We start from the raw sequence: 17,853 nt of genomic DNA on the forward strand, positions 1-17,853 counted from the left end.
ATCAAAAACAGCCCCTCGGCTGTTTTTTCTTATCTTGATATTCTTATTAAATTTTTAGTTCATGACAAGCAAGTCTAGACTGATTATACTCAATGAAAATCAAAGAGCAAACTAGGAAATTAGCCGCAGGTTGCTCAAAGCAAACATGGTTTTGAGGTTGTAGATGAAACTGACGAAGTCAGTAAGCATACATACGGCAAGACGACGTTGACGCAGTTTGAAGAGATTTTCGAAGAGTATTAAATAGAGGCTTCCTCCATCTTCTCACGCCCTAATTCTCGGTAACTACGGTCTCCGACAACCTCAACGCTAAACTGACCGTCCTCATATTCAAGAATCGTCACGCTACCATTATCGAGACCATGCGGATGCATGCCATTAATCAGATAAACAATGGTTCCAATGGTCATTCCGTGGCTGACGACAAGGGCATTTCCACCACCTTGCTCTTCCATTTCTTTGACAATCGCTTCAAAACCTTCCTTGATTCGGCCACTGAGTTTTTCCCATCCTTCAGCCCAAGCAGCTGTATCGACCTCTACCAAACCCTCAGCCAGTTCAGCATAAGACAATTGGTGAACATGGTCCACATTAAAAATACGAGGAATAATGCCCATGAAAAGATCACCATCGTAGGCTCCATCAAAACTACCGAAACACCATTCTCTGATGCGCTTGTCCATGCGATAAGGTATTTTTCCCTGCAAGCCAAGTTCATCAAGGATAATTCCCATTGTCTGAATGGTGCGCCCTGAATCACTCGAATAAGCGCGCTCAAACTGCAGGCCAGATTCTCGCAAACCGATTCCTAATTCTTGAATTCCTCGCTCACCTTCAGCTGTTAAGGGAGTATCGCTCCAACCTTGCGCGCGACCAAGCGTGTTAAACATAGTCTTGCCATGACGTACCAAATACAATCGTACTTTTACCATTTTCCGTCCTCCGTTTGCTTCTATTATATCATGGATGATAAAACAAAAGCCACCCATACAGGCGACTTTTGCAGGAGATTATTATGAAAAAGTTTAGGAGTTCATTAAATAAAGATATTAGATGAAAATCAAATTCAAACTAAATCAGTGTTATCTGTTTCAAATAATATTAGGAGGTCTTTATTTAATGATTATAGTATACACATCCAACCTTAAATAGAACTTAAAATTTCTCCTATTTTCTTAATTTTTAAAACTATGAATTGGTGCTGGAATTTGTCCTCCACGAGAGATGAAATCAACAGACGAAGCCCCATTGACTTTCATAACAGGTGCAGTTCCTAATAGGCCTCCAAACTCAATCATATCGCCTTCTTTTCCTTTTGGAATGATACGAACAGCTGTTGTTTTCATGTTAATGACACCAATTGCAGCTTCATCTGCAATCATAGCCGCAATGGTTTCAGCAGGCGTATCTTCTGGAATGGCAATCATATCCAAACCAACAGAACAGATAGCCGTCATGGCCTCCAGTTTTTCCAAATTAAGAGAGCCATTTTGCACTGCAGCAATCATCCCCTCATCCTCGGAAACAGGAATAAAGGCACCAGACAAACCACCGACTTGGTTGCAGGCCATAACTCCACCCTTCTTAACTTGGTCGTTCAAGAGTGCCAAGGCAGCCGTCGTCCCGTGTGTTCCAATTGTTTCTAGCCCCATTTCCTCAAGGACACGTGCTACAGAATCTCCAACCGCAGGAGTTGGCGCCAAACTCAAGTCCACAATACCAAACTCCACACCCAGTCTCTCACTAGCCATCTGACCAACCAATTGACCGATACGAGTGATCTTGAAGGCAGTCTTCTTAACTGTTTCGGCTACTACATCAAAGCTCTGTCCACGAACTTTTTCCAAGGCACGTTTCACCACACCAGGACCAGAAACTCCGACATTGATGATAACATCTGCTTCTCCAATACCATGAAAGGCACCCGCCATGAATGGATTGTCCTCAACAGCATTAGCAAATACAACCAATTTAGCTGCCCCCATATCAGACAGATTTGCCGTTTCCTTGATAACTCGTCCCATATCTGCCACAGCCGTCATATTAATACCAGACTTGGTTGAACCGATATTGACTGACGAGCATACCTTGTCCGTTTCAGCCAAAGCGCGAGGAATAGAATTGATAAGAATCTTATCTCCCTTTTGATAACCCTTTTGTACCAAGGCAGAGAAACCACCAATAAAATCCACACCGATTTCTTTCGCAGCCTTATCAAGCGCTTTTGCCAAAACTACATAGTCTGCGGCATCTGTCGCTGCTCCAATCAGAGAAATAGGAGTCACCGATACACGCTTATTAACGATAGGAATTCCCAACTCAGCTGCAATTTCATCGCCAACAGCCACTAAATTAGCCGCCTTGGTCGTAATCTTTTGATAAATTTTCTCCGCAGCACGATTAATATCTGGATCGATACAGTCCAAAAGGGAAATCCCCATGGTAATGGTTCTAATATCGAAATTTTGCTCCTCAATCATGGAGATGGTTTCAGTAACTTGTCTAATATCCATGATAACCTCCTAGATATTATACATAGCTTCGAAAATCGCTGCACTCTGAATATTAATCTTCACATTCAAAGTTTGACCAAAGGTTTCAAACTCATTACGAAGATAGGTGAAATCTTGCTTTTCATTGCTAGAGACGACAGCCATCATCGTGAAATATTCATCCAAAACAGTTTGAGAGATATCATCAATATTCAAACCCAATTCTGCAATTTTAAAAGAAACACCTGCAACAATTCCAGATTTATCTTTACCAACAACAGTTATAATCGCTTTCATAAGCAAACTCCAATTCTTCTTTTAATAGGAAACCTGAACATTAAACAGGATTCTTTTCAAATAGTATAGCATAATTCCAACTAAAATACTCAAAAACGCCTGCTTACGAAGTTGTTCTTAAGAAAAAAACAATTTCGTAAACAAGCGTCTACTATCCCAACTTATGATGAGTGTTCCCGCTAGGACCGAAATCCTAGCGGTAGACCAGAGCTAGACTAAGAGCACAAGACTCCATCATCATAACACTCAACAAAATTGATGATTTTATACTAATTCGATGATCGCCATTGGCGCTGCATCACCACGACGTGGTTCAGTTTTAAGGATACGAGTGTATCCACCGTTACGTTCAGCATAACGAGGTGCGATTTCTGAGAACAATTTTTGAAGTGCTGTAGTAGAAGTGTACTTGTCAGTTGCTTCATCATAGTTTTCAGATGCGATTTCATTACGTACGAAAGCAGCTGCTTGACGACGTGCATGCAAATCACCACGTTTACCTAGAGTAATCATTTTTTCAACAGTTTTACGGATTTCTTTAGCACGAGCTTCAGTTGTCACGATTGATTCGTTGATCAAAAGGTCAGTTGTCAAATCGCGAAGCATTGCTTTACGTTGTGAGCTAGTGCGTCCTAGTTTACGGTAAGCCATGTATTCCTCCTTTATTTATCTTTTAATCCAAGACCCAAATCAATGAGTTTGAGTTTCACTTCTTCCAAACTCTTGCGTCCAAGATTTCGTACTTTCATCATCTCTGCTTCAGATTTTTCTGTCAAATCATGCACAGTATTGATACCGGCACGTTTCAAACAGTTGTATGAACGCACAGACAAGTCCAGTTCCTCAATCGTACGATCCAAAATACGATCGTCAGATTCAGTATCAGCTTCTTTCATCACTTCAGTTGACTTAGCAATCTCAGTAAGATTTGTAAACAAATCAAGATGTTCTGTCAAAATACGTGCTGAAAGCCCTAAAGCATCTTCTGGAATAATTGTTCCATTTGTCAAGATTTCAAGGGTTAATTTGTCAAATCCATCATTGCTACCTACACGAGCAGGCTCCACTTGATAGTTGACTTTTGTAACTGGTGTATAAATAGAATCTACAGCAAGTGTTCCAACTGGTGCATTATCCTTTTTATTTTCATCAGCAGGCACATATCCACGACCACTGTTAACAGTCATAGTCGCTTTTAGCGAAGAACCTTCACCGATTGTAAAGAGATAATGATCTGGATTTACAATTTCAATATCGCTATCTGTCAAAATGTCACCAGCTGTTACTTCAGCAGGACCTTCAACATCTAGTTCGATGATTTTTTCGTCTTCAACGTACGATTTCACTGCAATTCCTTTAATGTTCAGAATGATTTGCATCACGTCTTCACGAACACCTGGAACTGTGTCAAACTCATGTAACACACCATCAATGTTGATAGATGTCACAGCTACTCCTGGTAGAGAAGCTAGAAGTACACGACGAAGAGAGTTACCAAGAGTTGTACCGTAGCCACGTTCAAGTGGTTCGATTACAAACTTGCCATAATCTTTATTTTCATCAATTTTTGTTATATTTGGTTTTTCAAACTCGATCATTTAGTTACTCCCTCTTAAACGAAAAGCAGTGTAATGCGATGATTATACACGGCGACGTTTTGGAGGACGAGCACCATTGTGTGGCACTGGAGTCACATCACGAATTGCTGTTACTTCAAGACCAGCGGCAGCAAGCGCACGAATAGCTGACTCACGACCAGAACCTGGACCTTTTACAGTAACTTCAACTGATTTAAGACCGTGTTCTTGTGCAGATTTAGCAGCAGCTTCAGAAGCCATTTGAGCAGCGAATGGTGTAGATTTACGAGAACCTTTGAAACCAAGAGCACCAGCTGATGACCAAGCAATTGCATTACCATGCACATCAGTAATCATAACAATAGTGTTATTAAATGTAGCGTGAATATGAGCAATACCAGATTCGATATTCTTTTTCACACGACGTTTACGTGTTGGTTTAGCCAAGACTTTTACCTCCTATATTATTTTTTCTTACCAGCAATCGCAACAGCTTTACCTTTACGAGTGCGAGCGTTGTTTTTAGTGTTTTGTCCACGGACAGGAAGTCCACGACGGTGACGGATACCACGGTATGAACCGATTTCCATCAAACGTTTGATGTTCAAGTTTACTTCACGACGAAGGTCACCTTCAACTTTGATTGCATCCACTTCACGACGGATAGCATCTTCTTGATCTGATGTAAGATCACGTACACGAACATCTTCTGAGATTCCAGCAGCAGCCAAAATTTTCTTAGATGTTGCAAGTCCGATACCATAAACATAAGTCAATGAGATTACTACGCGTTTGTCATTTGGAATGTCAACTCCAGCAATACGAGCCATGTTTTCTCCTTTCTATCTTATCCTTGACGTTGTTTGTGTTTTGGATTTGCTGGGCAAATTACCATAACACGACCATTACGACGAATAACTTTACAGTATTCGCAAATTGGTTTGACCGATGGTCTTACTTTCATTTCTTATCCCTCCAAGTTTTTCGATTATTTAAAGCGGTAAGTGATACGTCCACGTGTCAAGTCATATGGACTCATTTCGACAGTAACACGATCTCCCGCTAAAATACGAATATAGTTTTTACGAATTTTACCAGAAACTGTTGCTAAAATCTGATGTCCATTTTCAAGTTCAACCGTAAACATTGCATTCGGCATTGTATCAACTACTTTGCCTTCAACTTCAATCACATCGTCTTTTGCCACGCAAAAGCACCTCCATAAATTTCGATTCGATGCCTCTAGACACAGAGACAACAATTATAAGTCAGACTATCTCAGTATAACATTTGTAGCGGATTTTTGCAAGTGTGAAAAACGCTTTATTTCAAATTTGTCAATACTTTTTCGATATCTAAGAAGACATCATTGATATCTTGATTACCTTTGATGTCATGAACCAAACCTTTGGCACGGTAGTGAGCAATGATTGGTTCCCCTTGAGCAATATTCACATCCAAACGACGTTTGACTGTCTCGGGTTTATCATCTTCACGTTGGTAGTAATCTTCTTCTTTATAGTCAACTGGTGGGTTAAAGACCTTGTGGAAAGTTTCTCCAGTTACGCGGTGGATGATACGGCCACTCAAACGTTCCAAGAGGCTGTCTGGATTCACTTCGATGTTGATAACACCTTCTAGTTCGATGCCAAGTTCAGCCAATGTTTTGTCCAAGGCATGAGCTTGTTCGATTGTTCGTGGGTAACCATCCAACAAGAATCCTGTTTCTTTAATATCATCTTGTGAAAGACGTTCTTTTACGATTCCATTTGTAACTTCATCAGGAACCAATTCACCCTTGTCAATATATGACTTAGCAAGAACACCCATTTCAGTTTGATTTGCCATTGCAGCGCGGAACATATCACCTGTTGAGATATGTGCAACATGGAATTGTTCTACGATTTTTGCTGCTTGAGTTCCCTTACCTGCACCAGGTAAGCCCATAATCAAAAGATTCATGATTTGATCTCCTTATTTTATTTTTAAATAGAAGCAAAAAGTCTTTTCACCCCTATTTAAAAACAAAATAGAAGAGGGGAGACCAAACTCTCACAAATGTCAGAGTTTAAACCTCCACTCCCTCAGCATTTACTGCTTCATACTCAATGAAAATCAAAGAGCAAACTAGGAAGCTAGCCGCAGGTTGCTCAAAGCACTGCTTTGAGGTTGCAGATAAAGCTGACGTGGTTTGAATTTGATTTTCGAAGAGTATCAGTAAATACTTTTATTCTGTTCTATCCATGAAACCAACATACTTACGTTTCAATAGGTAACCTTCCAATTGCTTGATTCCTTCAATACCTGTAGAGATAATGATCAAAAGACTTGTTCCCCCAAAGGCAACAACATCAGAAAGACCAAATACATCTTTAGCTGCAATCGGCAAAATGGAAATCACACCAAGGAAGAGGGAACCAACCGTTGCAAGACGACGAAGAAGTTTAGACATATATTCCTCTGTACCTTTACCAGGACGAACTCCATGGATATAGGCACCGCTCTTTTGTAGGTTCTCTGCCGCTTTTTCAGGATTAATCTGTACAAACGTATAGAAGAATGTAAAGAGAATAATCAATAAAGCATACATGGCAATACCAGTTGGTGAAGTGGTTGCCAACATCTCTTGTGCTACCCTTACCCAAGCCCAATCATGACCTGTAGCGCTCAAAAATTGAAGAATCGCCGCAGGCGCTGCAGTAATCGAACTGGCAAAGATAACAGGGATAACTCCAGCAGGGTTTACCTTCAAAGGAAGATAAGAGCTAGATGGAGCACCTTGTGCAACCTTAGTATATTGGATTGGAATTTTGTATTCTGCTTGTTGAACATAAGTTGTAAAGTAAATAATCAACAATACAGTAATAATCAAAATGATTACGAAAATGATAGATGAAGTGATACGGCTACTTGGCACGTTCACAAAGTAGTCCACATAGATGCCCTGAATCATCTCTGGAATTGAGGCAACAATCCCGGCAAAGATAATCATGGAAACACCGTTTCCGTATCCCTTATCTGTAATTTGCTCACCCAACCAAGTGACAATCATACTACCAGCTGTTAAGATGATACCAATCGTCAGAAAAACTTGTGGAGTTAAAGCAGTTTTAATCAATTGAGCTCCAGCCAAGGTATTAAAACCAGCTGTAATCCCGATAGATTGCACAAAAGCGAGAACTAGAGCAATATAACGAGTAGCTTGATTCAATTTTCTTCGGCCTACTTCCCCTTGTTTTCCCCACTCTACAAACTTGGGTAAAATATCCATTTGCAAGAGTTGGACAACGATAGAAGCAGTGATATAGGGACTCACTCCTAGGGCAAAAATCGAAAAGTTTTTTAGGGCATTCCCCGACACCAAGCTCAACATGTTTAAGAAGGATAATCCACTTAAAGCATTCAAGCTATTGGCATTCACACCAGGAACTGTAATGCTAGTCCCGATACGAAAGACCAAAACGATAAAAATTGTAAATAAAATTTTTGATCGAACTTGCTTGACTTTAAGAGCTTCTCTTAATAATTTAAAAAACATAGGTCACCTCTCTTAGATGACTTCTACTGAACCACCTTTAGCAGTGATAGCTTCTTCAGCTGATTTAGAGAATTTAGCTGCTTTCACAGTCAATTTCTTAGTCAACTCACCGTTACCAAGAATTTTAATACCTGATTTTTCAGCTTTAACAATTCCTGATTCGATAAGAACAACTGGAGTAACCTCAGCACCATCTTCAAAGACGTTCAATTGGTCAAGGTTCACAATTGCGTATTCTTTAGCGTTGATGTTAGTGAATCCACGTTTTGGAAGACGACGGAACAATGGAGTTTGTCCACCTTCAAAACCAAGGCGAACTCCGCCACCGCTACGAGCTTTTTGACCTTTTTGACCACGACCAGATGTTTTACCGTTACCTGATGAAGTACCACGACCAACGCGGTTACGTACTTTACGAGAACCTTCTGCAGGTTTCAATTCATGAAGTTTCATTTTTATTTTCTCCTCTTTTGTAAAATGCTAGCGCCGATAAGGGAGAAAAGGTTGTCTCCCCCATCAACTCGCCTATACGACGTCATCATAGATGACTATATCTAGTTTTAGGGGATGGTATAGTGCACATCCCCTAAAAATTCATTAGTTTACTTCTTCAACTGTTACCAAGTGAGATACTGCTGTGATCATACCACGGATAGCAGCGTTGTCTTCTTTAATAACAGAGCTGTTCAATTTGCCAAGTCCAAGTGCTACAACAGTTTTACGTTGTGATGGAATGCGTCCGATTGGAGACTTAGTCAAAGTAATTTTAATTTGAGCCATTTTATCCCCTTTCTTATGCCAAATCAGAAACTGAAATACCACGAAGGGCAGCAACTTCTTCAGCGCGTTTCAATTGTTTCAAACCTTCAACAGTTGCACGAACAATGTTGATTGGAGTGTTAGAACCAAGTGATTTAGATGTAATATCTGCCACACCTGCCAATTCCACAACGGCACGAACTGCACCACCAGCGGCAACTCCAGAACCTTCTACAGCAGGTTTCAACAATACTTTAGCTCCACCGAATTCTGAAAGAACTTCGTGTGGGATTGTTGTTCCAACCATAGGAACTTCGATCAAGTTTTTCTTAGCATCATCTACTGCTTTACGGATTGCTTCTGGAACTTCTTGAGCTTTACCAGTACCAAATCCTACGCGACCGTTGTGGTCACCAACAACAACAAGAGCTGCGAAACGAAGACGACGTCCACCTTTAACAACTTTTGTAACACGGTTGACAGCAACTACGCGTTCTTCTAATTCAACTGCATTGTCTTTAAATGCCATTTTCTAGTGTCCTCCTATTAGAATTTCAATCCGTTTTCACGAGCTGCATCAGCCAAAGCTTTCACACGTCCGTGATATAGATATCCACCGCGGTCGAACACCACTTCTGAAATACCTTTAGCGTTTGCACGTTCTGCAACGAGTTTACCGACAGCAACGGCTTGTTCAGTTTTAGTTCCTTTTGAAACTTCTTTGTCAAGAGTTGAAGCACTTGCGAGCGTTACACCCGCTACGTCATCAATCACTTGAGCGTAGATGCCTGTATTAGAACGGAATACGTTCAAACGTGGGCGATCAGCAGTTCCAGAGAGTTTTCCGCGAACGCGACGGTGGCGTTTTTGGCGGAGTTTGTTTTTATCTGGTTTTGAAATCACAGTTTTCACCTCTTTAGTTTTAAATCGTGTGCTATGCACAAAGTTGGAAAATAGGTTGGTGGTTGAAAATCAACCACTCAACATTATTTACCTGTTTTACCTTCTTTACGGCGAACGAATTCACCAACGTAACGGATACCTTTACCTTTATATGGTTCTGGTGAACGAAGGCTACGTACGTAAGCAGCTGTTTGACCAACTACTTCTTTTGAAATTCCGCTAACAACGATTGTTGTTGGGTTTGGAAGTTCAAAAGTAATTCCTTCTGGAGCTTCAACTTCGTCTGGATGAGATTTACCAACAGCCAAAACAAGTTTAGATCCTTGAAGTTGTGCACGGTAACCAACCCCGCGCATTTCAAGTTCTTTCTTGAATCCTTCTGATACACCAACAACCATGTTGTTCAAAAGGGCACGAGTAGTTCCGTGGATAGTTTTCATTTCTTTTGAATCGTTTGGACGGTGAAGAGTTACTTCAGTACCTTCCACACGGATTTCAATATCTTTTGAGAACTCACGAGTAAGTTCTCCTTTAGGTCCTTTTACAGTTACAACGTTGTCATTGTTAGTGATTTCAACACCAGCAGGCAACACGATAACTTTATTACCAATACGTGACATGTTTATTTTCTCCTGTTAGATTGTCAGGCCAGAACGGCCAGTTTTCACGGGGTTAAATCGATTTCTCGATTTAAAGGAACATTTAGGTTTCAATTTCAAAGTGAATCTAGGCATCGTCTCGCAGGCATAACTTTGGGTTAGACAAGAGACGATAACGAAGAGTCACAAAGAAATTGGGAGCTAAATATTACCAAACGTAAGCGATAACCTCACCACCAACATTCTTTTGGCGTGCTTCTTTATCAGTAAGCAAACCTTCAGAAGTTGAAAGGATAGCAATTCCAAGTCCATTAAGAACTTTTGGAAGGTCTTCACGTTTTTTGTAGACACGAAGTCCTGGTTTAGAAACACGTTTCAAGTTAGTGATAACTTTCTCACCGTTTGGTCCGTATTTAAGGAATACACGGATGATGCCTTGTTTGTCATCTTCGATGATTTCAACGTTTTTTACAAAACCTTCGCGTTTAAGGATTTCAGCAATCCCTTTTTTGATGTTTGATGCAGGTACTTCAAGTACTTCGTGTTTAGCTTGGTTAGCGTTACGAATACGAGTTAGGAAGTCTGCGATTGGGTCAGTCATAACCATTTTGTTTTTCTCCTCTTACTAGTAGTTTGCAAGTTGCACTTGCTAGTTAATGATTGAGCTAGGCTCAGAATATGTTTCTAGGTTTCAATTCCTAAGTGAGTCTAGGCATCTGCTTGCAGGCATAACTTGAGTTAGGCAAAAGCAGATAACGACGAATCACGACGGGATTGAAAGTTAGAATTACCAAGATGCTTTTGTTACACCAGGGATTTGTCCTTTGTAAGCTAATTCACGGAAGCAAACACGGCAAAGTTTAAATTTGCGGTAAACTGAATGTGGACGACCACATTTTTCACAACGAGTATAAGCTTGAGTAGAGAACTTCGCTGGACGTTTGTTCTTAGCAATCATTGATTTTTTAGCCATTAGATTTACCTCCTATATTATTTTGCAAAAGGCATTCCAAGGCCTGTAAGCAATGCACGTGACTCTTCGTCAGTGTTAGCAGTTGTTACGATAACGATGTCAAGACCACGAGTTTTGTCAACGTCATCGAAGTTGATTTCTGGGAAGATCAATTGTTCTTTCACACCAAGTGTGTAGTTTCCGCGTCCGTCAAATGATTTTGTTGGAACACCGTGGAAGTCACGTACACGTGGAAGTGAAACTGAAACCAATTTATCCAAGAATTCGTACATACGTTCACCACGTAGGGTAACTTTTGCACCGATCGCAACACCTTCACGAAGACGGAAGCCGGCGATTGATTTTTTAGCTTTAGTGATAAGTGGTTTTTGACCTGAGATAAGTGCCAATTCTTCAGCAGCTTTTTCAAGGCTTTTAGCGTTTGATACAGCTTCACCAACACCCATGTTCAAAACGATCTTATCTACTTTAGGCACAGCCATCACTGATGAGTAGTTGAATTGTTCTGTCAAAGCAGGAACTACTTCATTAAGATATTTTTCTTTTAAACGATTTGCCATTATACTTCTCCTTTCCTTCGTGATTAATCAAGCACTTCGCCTGATTTTTTGTTGTAGCGAACTTTTTTACCGTCTACAAATTTGTAACCAACACGACCAGCTACACCATTTTTGTCCAATACTTGAACGTTTGATACGTGGATAGCTGCTTCTTTCTCGATGATACCACCTTGAGGAAGTTCGTTAGTTGGACGTTGGTGTTTCTTAACGATGTTAACACCTTCAACGATAACTTTGTTTACTTTTGGAAGGGCAGTAAGGACAACAGCTTCTGTTCCCTTATCTTTACCAGCGATTACGCGAACTTTGTCGCCTTTTTTTACAAACATTAGGTTTCTCCTTGATTTTTCTTACGCCCATAAGGGCACCCTGGAGGTAAATCCAGGGGACTAGTTTGTTTCTAAAAATTAAAGTACTTCTGGAGCAAGTGACACGATCTTCATGAAGCCACCTTCACGCAATTCACGTGCAACTGGGCCAAAGATACGTGTTCCGCGAGGAGTTTTGTCTTCACGGATGATAACTGCTGCGTTTTCGTCAAATTTGATGTATGAACCATCAGCACGACGAGCACCTGATTTAGTACGAACGATAACTGCTTTAACAACGTCACCTTTTTTAACCGCACCACCAGGAGTAGCTTGTTTTACAGATGCCACGATAACATCACCGATGTTTGCAAATTTACGTCCTGAACCACCAAGAACTTTGATAGTCAAGATTTCGCGAGCACCGCTGTTGTCTGCGACTTTCAAACGAGTTTCTGTTTGAATCATTTCAGTTTTCTCCTTTCAGGTTTGATTAGATGATGACCGCTTCTTCAACAACTTCTACAAGACGGAAACGTTTTGTAGCTGAAAGCGGACGAGTTTCCATGATACGTACGATATCGCCTTCTTTGGCAACATTGTTTTCATCATGAGCTTTGTATTTTTTAGAGTAGTTAATACGTTTACCATAGACTGGGTGGTTACGTTTTGTTTCAACTACAACTGTGATTGTCTTGTCCATTTTGTCAGATACAACACGTCCAACAAGAACTTTACGATTATTGCGTTCCATTGAAATTTCTCCTTCCCTAGTCTATTATTTCGCTTCAGATTGAACTGTTTTGATACGAGCGATTTGTTTTTTAACTTCTTTCAAGCGAGCTGTTTGTTCCAATTGACCAGTAGCAGCTTGGAAACGAAGTTCAAACAATTCTTTTTTCAATTCGTTTTCGCGCTTCGCGAGTTCTTCTTGAGAAAGACCACGAAGTTCTTTAACAAATTCTTTTACTTCATTAAGTTTCATGCCTTCTCCTTATTCTGCTTCACGTTTTACGAATTTACATTTAACTGGCAATTTGTGGCTAGCAAGACGAAGCGCTTCGCGAGCGATCTCTTCAGATACACCAGCGATTTCGAACATCACTTTACCACGTTTAACTGGTGCTACCCAACCTTCAGGTGCCCCTTTACCAGATCCCATACGCACACCGATAGCTTTAGCAGTGTATGATTTGTGTGGGAAGATTTTAATCCAAACTTTACCACCACGTTTCATGTAACGAGTCATGGCGATACGAGCAGCTTCGATTTGGCGGTTAGTGATCCAGTGGCTAGTTGTAGCTTGAAGACCGTATTCACCGAATGCTACTTCTTTTCCACCTTTTGCTTCACCGCGCATTTTTCCACGGAATTCACGACGGTGTTTAACACGTTTAGGTACTAACATTGGTTATTTACCTCCTTTAGTGTTTTTGCGAGCTGGAAGAACTTCACCACGGTAGATCCATACTTTAACACCAAGTTTACCGTATGTAGTATCTGCTTCTTCCCAAGCGTAATCGATATCTGCACGAAGTGTGTGAAGCGGAACAGTTCCTTCAGAGTATCCTTCAGCACGGGCGATATCTGCACCGTTCAAACGACCTGATACTTGAGTTTTGATTCCTTTAGCTCCAGCACGCATTGCACGTTGGATTGCTTGTTTTTGTGCACGACGGAAAGCAACACGTTGCTCCAATTGACGAGCAATACCTTCACCTACAAGGTGAGCATCCAAATCAGGTTGTTTGATTTCGATGATATTGATGTGTACTTGTTTTCCAGTCAATTTGTTAAGTTTTGCACGGAGTGCATCAACGTTTGCACCACCTTTACCGATAACCATACCTGGTTTAGCAGTGTGAAGTGAAACGTTAACTTTGTTTACTGCGCGTTCGATTTCGATAGTTGAAACTGCTGCGTCAGCAAGTTCTTTTTGAACGAATTTACGGATTGCAAGATCTTCATGAAGGTAATCCGCGTATTCTTTTTCAGCATACCATTTGGCATCCCAATCACGGATGATGCCGACACGCATACCAATTGGATGTACTTTTTGACCCACGATTTTACCTCCTTATTTTTCTGCAACAGCTACAGTGATGTGAGCTGTACGTTTGTTGATTGGTGAAGCTGAACCTTTCGCACGTGGACGGAAACGTTTCATAGTTGGTCCTTCGTTTGCGAATGCTTCAGATACTACCAAGTTAGCTTTATCCAAACCAAAGTTGTTTTCAGCGTTAGCTACAGCTGAGTTCAAAACTTTCAAGATGATTTCAGCAGCTTTGTTTGGAGTGAATGTCAAGATTGCGATTGCATCGGCTACGCTTTTACCACGGATGTTATCAAGAACAAGACGTGATTTACGAGGTGAAACACGTACTGTACGAGCCATTGCTTTAGCTGAAGTAATTTCTGCCATTTATGTTCTCCTTATTTTCTACGTGTTTTCTTGTCGTCTGCAGCGTGACCTTTGTAAGTACGAGTTGGTGCAAATTCACCAAGTTTGTGACCTACCATGTCTTCTTGGATGTAAACAGGTACGTGTTTACGTCCGTCATAAACTGCAATAGTGTAACCAATGAAACTTGGGAAGATCGTTGAACGACGTGACCAAGTTTTAATAACTTTTTTCTTTTCGTCGTTAGCTTGAGCTTCAACTTTTTTCATCAAATGCTCATCGACGAAAGGTCCTTTTTTAAGACTGCGTCCCATTTTTATATTTTCTCCTTTAAATGTTGTACCACAGCGGCTTGCGCTCCTATGGAGCGCTACCGAGCTGGCGGATTTACTAGTTGCTTAAGCGACTAGTTTAATATTATTTCTCGTTGCGACGACGAACGATAAGTTTGTCAGATTTCGCTTTCTTGTTACGAGTTTTAAGACCAAGAGCAGGTTTGCCCCATGGAGTAGATGGTGCTTTACGACCAACTGGTGCTTTACCTTCACCACCACCGTGTGGGTGATCGTTAGGGTTCATTACAGAACCACGAACTGTTGGGCGGATACCTTTCCAACGGCTACGTCCTGCTTTACCAAGGTTTACAAGTCCATGTTGTTCGTTTCCGACAACACCAACTGTAGCACGGCAAGTTCCAAGAATCATACGAACTTCACCTGATTGAAGACGAACAAGAACGTATTTACCTTCTTGACCCAATACTTGAGCAGATGCTCCAGCAGCACGTACCAATTCACCACCACGACCTGGTTTCAATTCGATGTTGTGGATCAAAGTACCAACTGGGATGTTAGCAAGTGGAAGAGCGTTTCCGACTTTGATATCTGCTTCTGGACCTGAAACGATACGTTGACCTACTTCAAGACCTTTTGGAGCGATGATGTATGCTTTCACACCGTCAGTGTAGTGTACAAGAGCGATGTTTGCAGAACGGTTTGGATCGTACTCGATTGTTTTAACAACCGCTTCAACGTTGTCTTTGTTACGTTTGAAGTCAACCAAACGGTAGAAGCGTTTGTGTCCACCACCTTGGTGACGAACAGTGATACGACCGTTGTTGTTACGACCAGCCTTGCTCTTCAATGCAACAAGCAATGATTTTTCAGGAGTGCTTGTTGTGATTTCAGCGAAATCCAAAGAAGTCATATTACGGCGACCGTTTGTTGTTGGTTTATAAACACGAATTCCCACGATATTTCCTCCTTAGATTATTCAGCTTCAGCAGCAAACAACTCGATTGCTTTAGAATCAGCTGTAAGTGTGATGATAGCTTTTTTAGTTTTGTTAGTAAAACCAGTGTAACGTCCAACACGTTTAGCTTTTGGTTTTACGTTGATTGTGTTAACGTTGGCAACTTTAACACCTTCGAAAGCAGCTTCAACAGCTTGCTTGATCAAAAGTTTGTGTGCACGAGTGTCAACTTCAAATACATATTTTCCTGCTTCAAGTTGAGCCATTGAGCTTTCAGTGATGACAGGTTTTTTGATAACATCATACAAATTCATTATGCAAGAACCTCCTCGATTTTAGAGATAGCTGCTTGTGTGACAAGAAGTTTGTCGCTATTTGCGATGTCAAGAACACTTGCAGTTGTAGCAGTTGCAACTTTCACGTTTGGAAGGTTACGAGCTGAAAGAGCTGCGAATTCATTTCCTTCTTCAAGGATAACAAGAACTTTAGAATCGATGCTCAATGCTGCAAGAACTTTTGCAAATTCAGCAGTTTTTGGAGCTGTAAATTCAAGAGAATCAACGGCTACAAATTTGTTTTCAGCAACTTTTTCAGAGTAAACTGATTTAAGAGCTAGGCGACGCACTTTTTGTGGAAGTTTGTAGCCGTATGAACGTGGAGTTGGTCCGAAGACAACACCACCACCACGCCATTGTGGTGAGCGGATAGAACCTTGACGAGCACGTCCAGTTCCTTTTTGACGCCATGGTTTGCGTCCACCACCTGATACTGCAGAGCGGTTTTTAACAGCGTGTGTTCCTTGGCGAAGGCTTGCGCGTTGGCTGATGATCACATCAAACACAACTGATTCATTTGGTTCGATACCAAATACTGCATCGTTAAGAACAACTTGGCCAGCTTCTTTACCAGTTTGGTCAAATAATGTTACGTTTGCCATTGTGACTGATTTCCCCTTTCTTTATTATTTACCAGCTTTAACTGCTGATTTGATAGTGATAAGAGATTTCTTAGCACCTGGTACGTTACCTTTGATAAGGATAACGTTCTTTTCTGGAACAACTTGTACAACTTCAAGGTTTTGAATTGTTACGCGGTCGCCACCCATACGTCCTGCAAGGTTTTTACCTTTGAATACGCGGTTAGGTGCAACAGGTCCCATAGAACCTGGACGACGGTGGTAACGAGAACCGTGAGCCATTGGTCCACGTGATTGTCCGTGGCGTTTGATAACACCTTGGAAACCTTTACCTTTAGAAGTACCAGTTACGTCAACAACGTCTCCAGCTGCGAATGTTTCAACTGTGATTTCAGCACCAACTTCCAAGCCTTCAACGTTTTTGAATTCACGAATGAAGCGCTTAGGAGCCGTGTTAGCTTTCGCTACATGTCCTTTAGCAGGTTTGTTGCTCAATACTTCGCGTTTGTCATCGAAACCAACTTGGATAGCGTTGTATCCGTCTGTTTCAACAGTTTTAACTTGAAGAACAACGTTTGGAGTTGCTTCAATAACTGTTACAGGGATCAATTCGCCAGCTTCAGTGAAGATTTGAGTCATTCCCACTTTTTTCCCTAAGATTCCTTTTGTCATGAGAAAATAGTTCCTTTTCTATATTTTTTATTCAAAAAGTTTTTAACGAGCGTTTTTTATGCTCAAGGTATCAAGCTTTAGATTAAAGTTTGATTTCTACGTTTACACCACTTGGAAGATCCAATTTCATCAAAGCATCAACTGTTTTTTGAGTTGGATTAACGATATCGATCAAACGTTTGTGTGTACGCATTTCAAATTGTTCGCGAGAGTCTTTATATTTGTGAGTCGCACGAATGATTGTGTAGAGGCTACGTTCAGTTGGAAGTGGGATTGGACCCGCAACTTGTGCACCTGTACGAGTAGCTGATTCTACGATTTTTGCAGCCGCTGTGTCAAGCGTACGGTGTTCGTAAGCTTTCAAACGGATACGGATTTTTTTGTTTGCCATCTTTTTCTCCTTTTCGTCTATTTAAGATAATAGGCTAGCTCCACAAGAAAACCGACGCGGTGTTGCGTGGCAATGCAACCGAGCGTGTCGCAACCTCTTGCATCAAAGCTAAGGCTGTAATTTACAGCACCATAATAGAATAACACAAAGCCCCTGCGATTGCAAGGGATTTGTTGCTGTTTTTTCGTTTTTTTGCGATGGGTAAATTCCCAAACT

The 17,853-nt window shown here is 41.0% G+C and carries 33 protein-coding genes; all 33 read right to left on the minus strand.

The window, feature by feature from the left end; all coding sequences use genetic code 11:
* Positions 1–239 precede the first annotated feature (239 nt).
* On the minus strand, positions 240–932 hold the full coding sequence (locus HT697_RS08290; protein ID WP_173262917.1) for a histidine phosphatase family protein: 693 nt from the start codon (positions 930–932) through the stop codon (positions 240–242).
* A 243-nt stretch (positions 933–1,175) separates the two neighbouring features.
* Positions 1,176–2,513 carry a PFL family protein gene (locus tag HT697_RS08295; protein WP_173262919.1) on the minus strand — a complete coding sequence of 446 codons (1,338 nt, stop codon included), beginning with the start codon at positions 2,511–2,513 and terminating at the stop codon, positions 1,176–1,178.
* 9 nt (positions 2,514–2,522) lie between these two features.
* Positions 2,523–2,789 carry an ACT domain-containing protein gene (locus HT697_RS08300; protein ID WP_173262921.1) on the minus strand — a complete coding sequence of 89 codons (267 nt, stop codon included), beginning with the start codon at positions 2,787–2,789 and terminating at the stop codon, positions 2,523–2,525.
* A gap of 264 nt (positions 2,790–3,053) precedes the next feature.
* The gene (gene rplQ, locus HT697_RS08305; protein WP_000331493.1) at positions 3,054–3,440 is read right to left on the minus strand and encodes a 50S ribosomal protein L17; all 387 of its coding nucleotides are present in this window, start codon (positions 3,438–3,440) and stop codon (positions 3,054–3,056) included.
* Between the two features lie 11 nt (positions 3,441–3,451).
* Complete coding sequence (locus HT697_RS08310; protein ID WP_061746340.1) at positions 3,452–4,387, minus strand: DNA-directed RNA polymerase subunit alpha; 936 nt, start codon at positions 4,385–4,387, stop codon at positions 3,452–3,454.
* Positions 4,388–4,429: 42 nt separating this feature from the next.
* Complete coding sequence (gene rpsK / locus HT697_RS08315) at positions 4,430–4,813, minus strand: 30S ribosomal protein S11 (RefSeq protein ID WP_001118385.1); 384 nt, start codon at positions 4,811–4,813, stop codon at positions 4,430–4,432.
* A 17-nt stretch (positions 4,814–4,830) separates the two neighbouring features.
* Positions 4,831–5,196, minus strand: coding sequence for a 30S ribosomal protein S13 (gene rpsM, locus HT697_RS08320; RefSeq protein ID WP_000090781.1), 366 nt, complete (start codon positions 5,194–5,196; stop codon positions 4,831–4,833).
* 17 nt (positions 5,197–5,213) lie between these two features.
* A complete protein-coding gene (rpmJ, locus tag HT697_RS08325) occupies positions 5,214–5,330 on the minus strand; it encodes a 50S ribosomal protein L36 (RefSeq protein WP_001808836.1) in 117 nt (38 codons plus the stop codon).
* Positions 5,331–5,354: 24 nt separating this feature from the next.
* Positions 5,355–5,573 carry a translation initiation factor IF-1 gene (gene infA / locus HT697_RS08330; protein WP_001029883.1) on the minus strand — a complete coding sequence of 73 codons (219 nt, stop codon included), beginning with the start codon at positions 5,571–5,573 and terminating at the stop codon, positions 5,355–5,357.
* 116 nt (positions 5,574–5,689) lie between these two features.
* The gene (locus tag HT697_RS08335) at positions 5,690–6,328 is read right to left on the minus strand and encodes an adenylate kinase (protein ID WP_173219266.1); all 639 of its coding nucleotides are present in this window, start codon (positions 6,326–6,328) and stop codon (positions 5,690–5,692) included.
* Between the two features lie 265 nt (positions 6,329–6,593).
* On the minus strand, positions 6,594–7,904 hold the full coding sequence (gene secY, locus HT697_RS08340) for a preprotein translocase subunit SecY (RefSeq protein ID WP_049511466.1): 1,311 nt from the start codon (positions 7,902–7,904) through the stop codon (positions 6,594–6,596).
* Between the two features lie 12 nt (positions 7,905–7,916).
* A complete protein-coding gene (gene rplO / locus HT697_RS08345; RefSeq protein WP_000766090.1) occupies positions 7,917–8,357 on the minus strand; it encodes a 50S ribosomal protein L15 in 441 nt (146 codons plus the stop codon).
* A 144-nt stretch (positions 8,358–8,501) separates the two neighbouring features.
* Positions 8,502–8,684 (minus strand): 50S ribosomal protein L30, encoded by a 183-nt coding sequence (rpmD, locus tag HT697_RS08350; protein WP_000057241.1) that lies wholly within the window; start codon positions 8,682–8,684, stop codon positions 8,502–8,504.
* A gap of 13 nt (positions 8,685–8,697) precedes the next feature.
* Positions 8,698–9,192: a 30S ribosomal protein S5 gene (gene rpsE, locus HT697_RS08355; RefSeq protein WP_000874202.1), complete on the minus strand. Its 495-nt coding sequence runs from the start codon at positions 9,190–9,192 to the stop codon at positions 8,698–8,700.
* Between the two features lie 17 nt (positions 9,193–9,209).
* Positions 9,210–9,566, minus strand: coding sequence for a 50S ribosomal protein L18 (rplR, locus tag HT697_RS08360; RefSeq protein WP_000624044.1), 357 nt, complete (start codon positions 9,564–9,566; stop codon positions 9,210–9,212).
* An 83-nt stretch (positions 9,567–9,649) separates the two neighbouring features.
* Entirely contained in the window at positions 9,650–10,186 is a 537-nt protein-coding gene (gene rplF, locus HT697_RS08365) for a 50S ribosomal protein L6 (protein WP_000086626.1), read from the minus strand.
* A gap of 187 nt (positions 10,187–10,373) precedes the next feature.
* The gene (gene rpsH, locus HT697_RS08370) at positions 10,374–10,772 is read right to left on the minus strand and encodes a 30S ribosomal protein S8 (RefSeq protein ID WP_000245504.1); all 399 of its coding nucleotides are present in this window, start codon (positions 10,770–10,772) and stop codon (positions 10,374–10,376) included.
* Between the two features lie 180 nt (positions 10,773–10,952).
* Positions 10,953–11,138 (minus strand): type Z 30S ribosomal protein S14, encoded by a 186-nt coding sequence (locus HT697_RS08375; protein WP_001085697.1) that lies wholly within the window; start codon positions 11,136–11,138, stop codon positions 10,953–10,955.
* A 17-nt stretch (positions 11,139–11,155) separates the two neighbouring features.
* Positions 11,156–11,698, minus strand: a complete 543-nt coding sequence (rplE, locus tag HT697_RS08380; protein WP_000013542.1) for a 50S ribosomal protein L5 — start codon at positions 11,696–11,698, stop codon at positions 11,156–11,158.
* Between the two features lie 23 nt (positions 11,699–11,721).
* On the minus strand, positions 11,722–12,027 hold the full coding sequence (gene rplX / locus HT697_RS08385) for a 50S ribosomal protein L24 (RefSeq protein ID WP_000497691.1): 306 nt from the start codon (positions 12,025–12,027) through the stop codon (positions 11,722–11,724).
* Positions 12,028–12,105: 78 nt separating this feature from the next.
* Positions 12,106–12,474, minus strand: coding sequence for a 50S ribosomal protein L14 (rplN, locus tag HT697_RS08390; RefSeq protein ID WP_000616545.1), 369 nt, complete (start codon positions 12,472–12,474; stop codon positions 12,106–12,108).
* Positions 12,475–12,499: 25 nt separating this feature from the next.
* Positions 12,500–12,760, minus strand: coding sequence for a 30S ribosomal protein S17 (gene rpsQ, locus HT697_RS08395; RefSeq protein ID WP_000440801.1), 261 nt, complete (start codon positions 12,758–12,760; stop codon positions 12,500–12,502).
* A gap of 24 nt (positions 12,761–12,784) precedes the next feature.
* Positions 12,785–12,991, minus strand: coding sequence for a 50S ribosomal protein L29 (gene rpmC, locus HT697_RS08400; protein WP_000772918.1), 207 nt, complete (start codon positions 12,989–12,991; stop codon positions 12,785–12,787).
* Between the two features lie 9 nt (positions 12,992–13,000).
* On the minus strand, positions 13,001–13,414 hold the full coding sequence (gene rplP, locus HT697_RS08405) for a 50S ribosomal protein L16 (RefSeq protein ID WP_000960946.1): 414 nt from the start codon (positions 13,412–13,414) through the stop codon (positions 13,001–13,003).
* 3 nt (positions 13,415–13,417) lie between these two features.
* The gene (gene rpsC / locus HT697_RS08410; RefSeq protein ID WP_000529936.1) at positions 13,418–14,071 is read right to left on the minus strand and encodes a 30S ribosomal protein S3; all 654 of its coding nucleotides are present in this window, start codon (positions 14,069–14,071) and stop codon (positions 13,418–13,420) included.
* A gap of 12 nt (positions 14,072–14,083) precedes the next feature.
* Positions 14,084–14,428: a 50S ribosomal protein L22 gene (rplV, locus tag HT697_RS08415; protein WP_000818137.1), complete on the minus strand. Its 345-nt coding sequence runs from the start codon at positions 14,426–14,428 to the stop codon at positions 14,084–14,086.
* A gap of 11 nt (positions 14,429–14,439) precedes the next feature.
* Complete coding sequence (rpsS, locus tag HT697_RS08420; protein WP_000533766.1) at positions 14,440–14,721, minus strand: 30S ribosomal protein S19; 282 nt, start codon at positions 14,719–14,721, stop codon at positions 14,440–14,442.
* Positions 14,722–14,824: 103 nt separating this feature from the next.
* Entirely contained in the window at positions 14,825–15,658 is an 834-nt protein-coding gene (gene rplB, locus HT697_RS08425; RefSeq protein ID WP_000512910.1) for a 50S ribosomal protein L2, read from the minus strand.
* Between the two features lie 17 nt (positions 15,659–15,675).
* Positions 15,676–15,972 carry a 50S ribosomal protein L23 gene (locus HT697_RS08430; protein ID WP_001055347.1) on the minus strand — a complete coding sequence of 99 codons (297 nt, stop codon included), beginning with the start codon at positions 15,970–15,972 and terminating at the stop codon, positions 15,676–15,678.
* Positions 15,972–16,595 (minus strand): 50S ribosomal protein L4, encoded by a 624-nt coding sequence (gene rplD, locus HT697_RS08435; protein ID WP_000024539.1) that lies wholly within the window; start codon positions 16,593–16,595, stop codon positions 15,972–15,974. The genes HT697_RS08430 and rplD overlap by 1 nt, the downstream gene beginning before the upstream one ends.
* A 24-nt stretch (positions 16,596–16,619) precedes the next feature.
* Complete coding sequence (gene rplC / locus HT697_RS08440; protein WP_000160197.1) at positions 16,620–17,246, minus strand: 50S ribosomal protein L3; 627 nt, start codon at positions 17,244–17,246, stop codon at positions 16,620–16,622.
* An 82-nt stretch (positions 17,247–17,328) separates the two neighbouring features.
* Entirely contained in the window at positions 17,329–17,637 is a 309-nt protein-coding gene (gene rpsJ, locus HT697_RS08445; RefSeq protein WP_001284513.1) for a 30S ribosomal protein S10, read from the minus strand.
* Between the two features lie 17 nt (positions 17,638–17,654).
* A partial coding sequence (locus tag HT697_RS10175) for a hypothetical protein (protein WP_205402776.1) occupies positions 17,655–17,853 on the minus strand: 199 nt, incomplete at its 5' end.

Source organism: Streptococcus sp. 1621, assembly GCF_013276615.1.
GTDB lineage: Bacteria > Bacillota > Bacilli > Lactobacillales > Streptococcaceae > Streptococcus.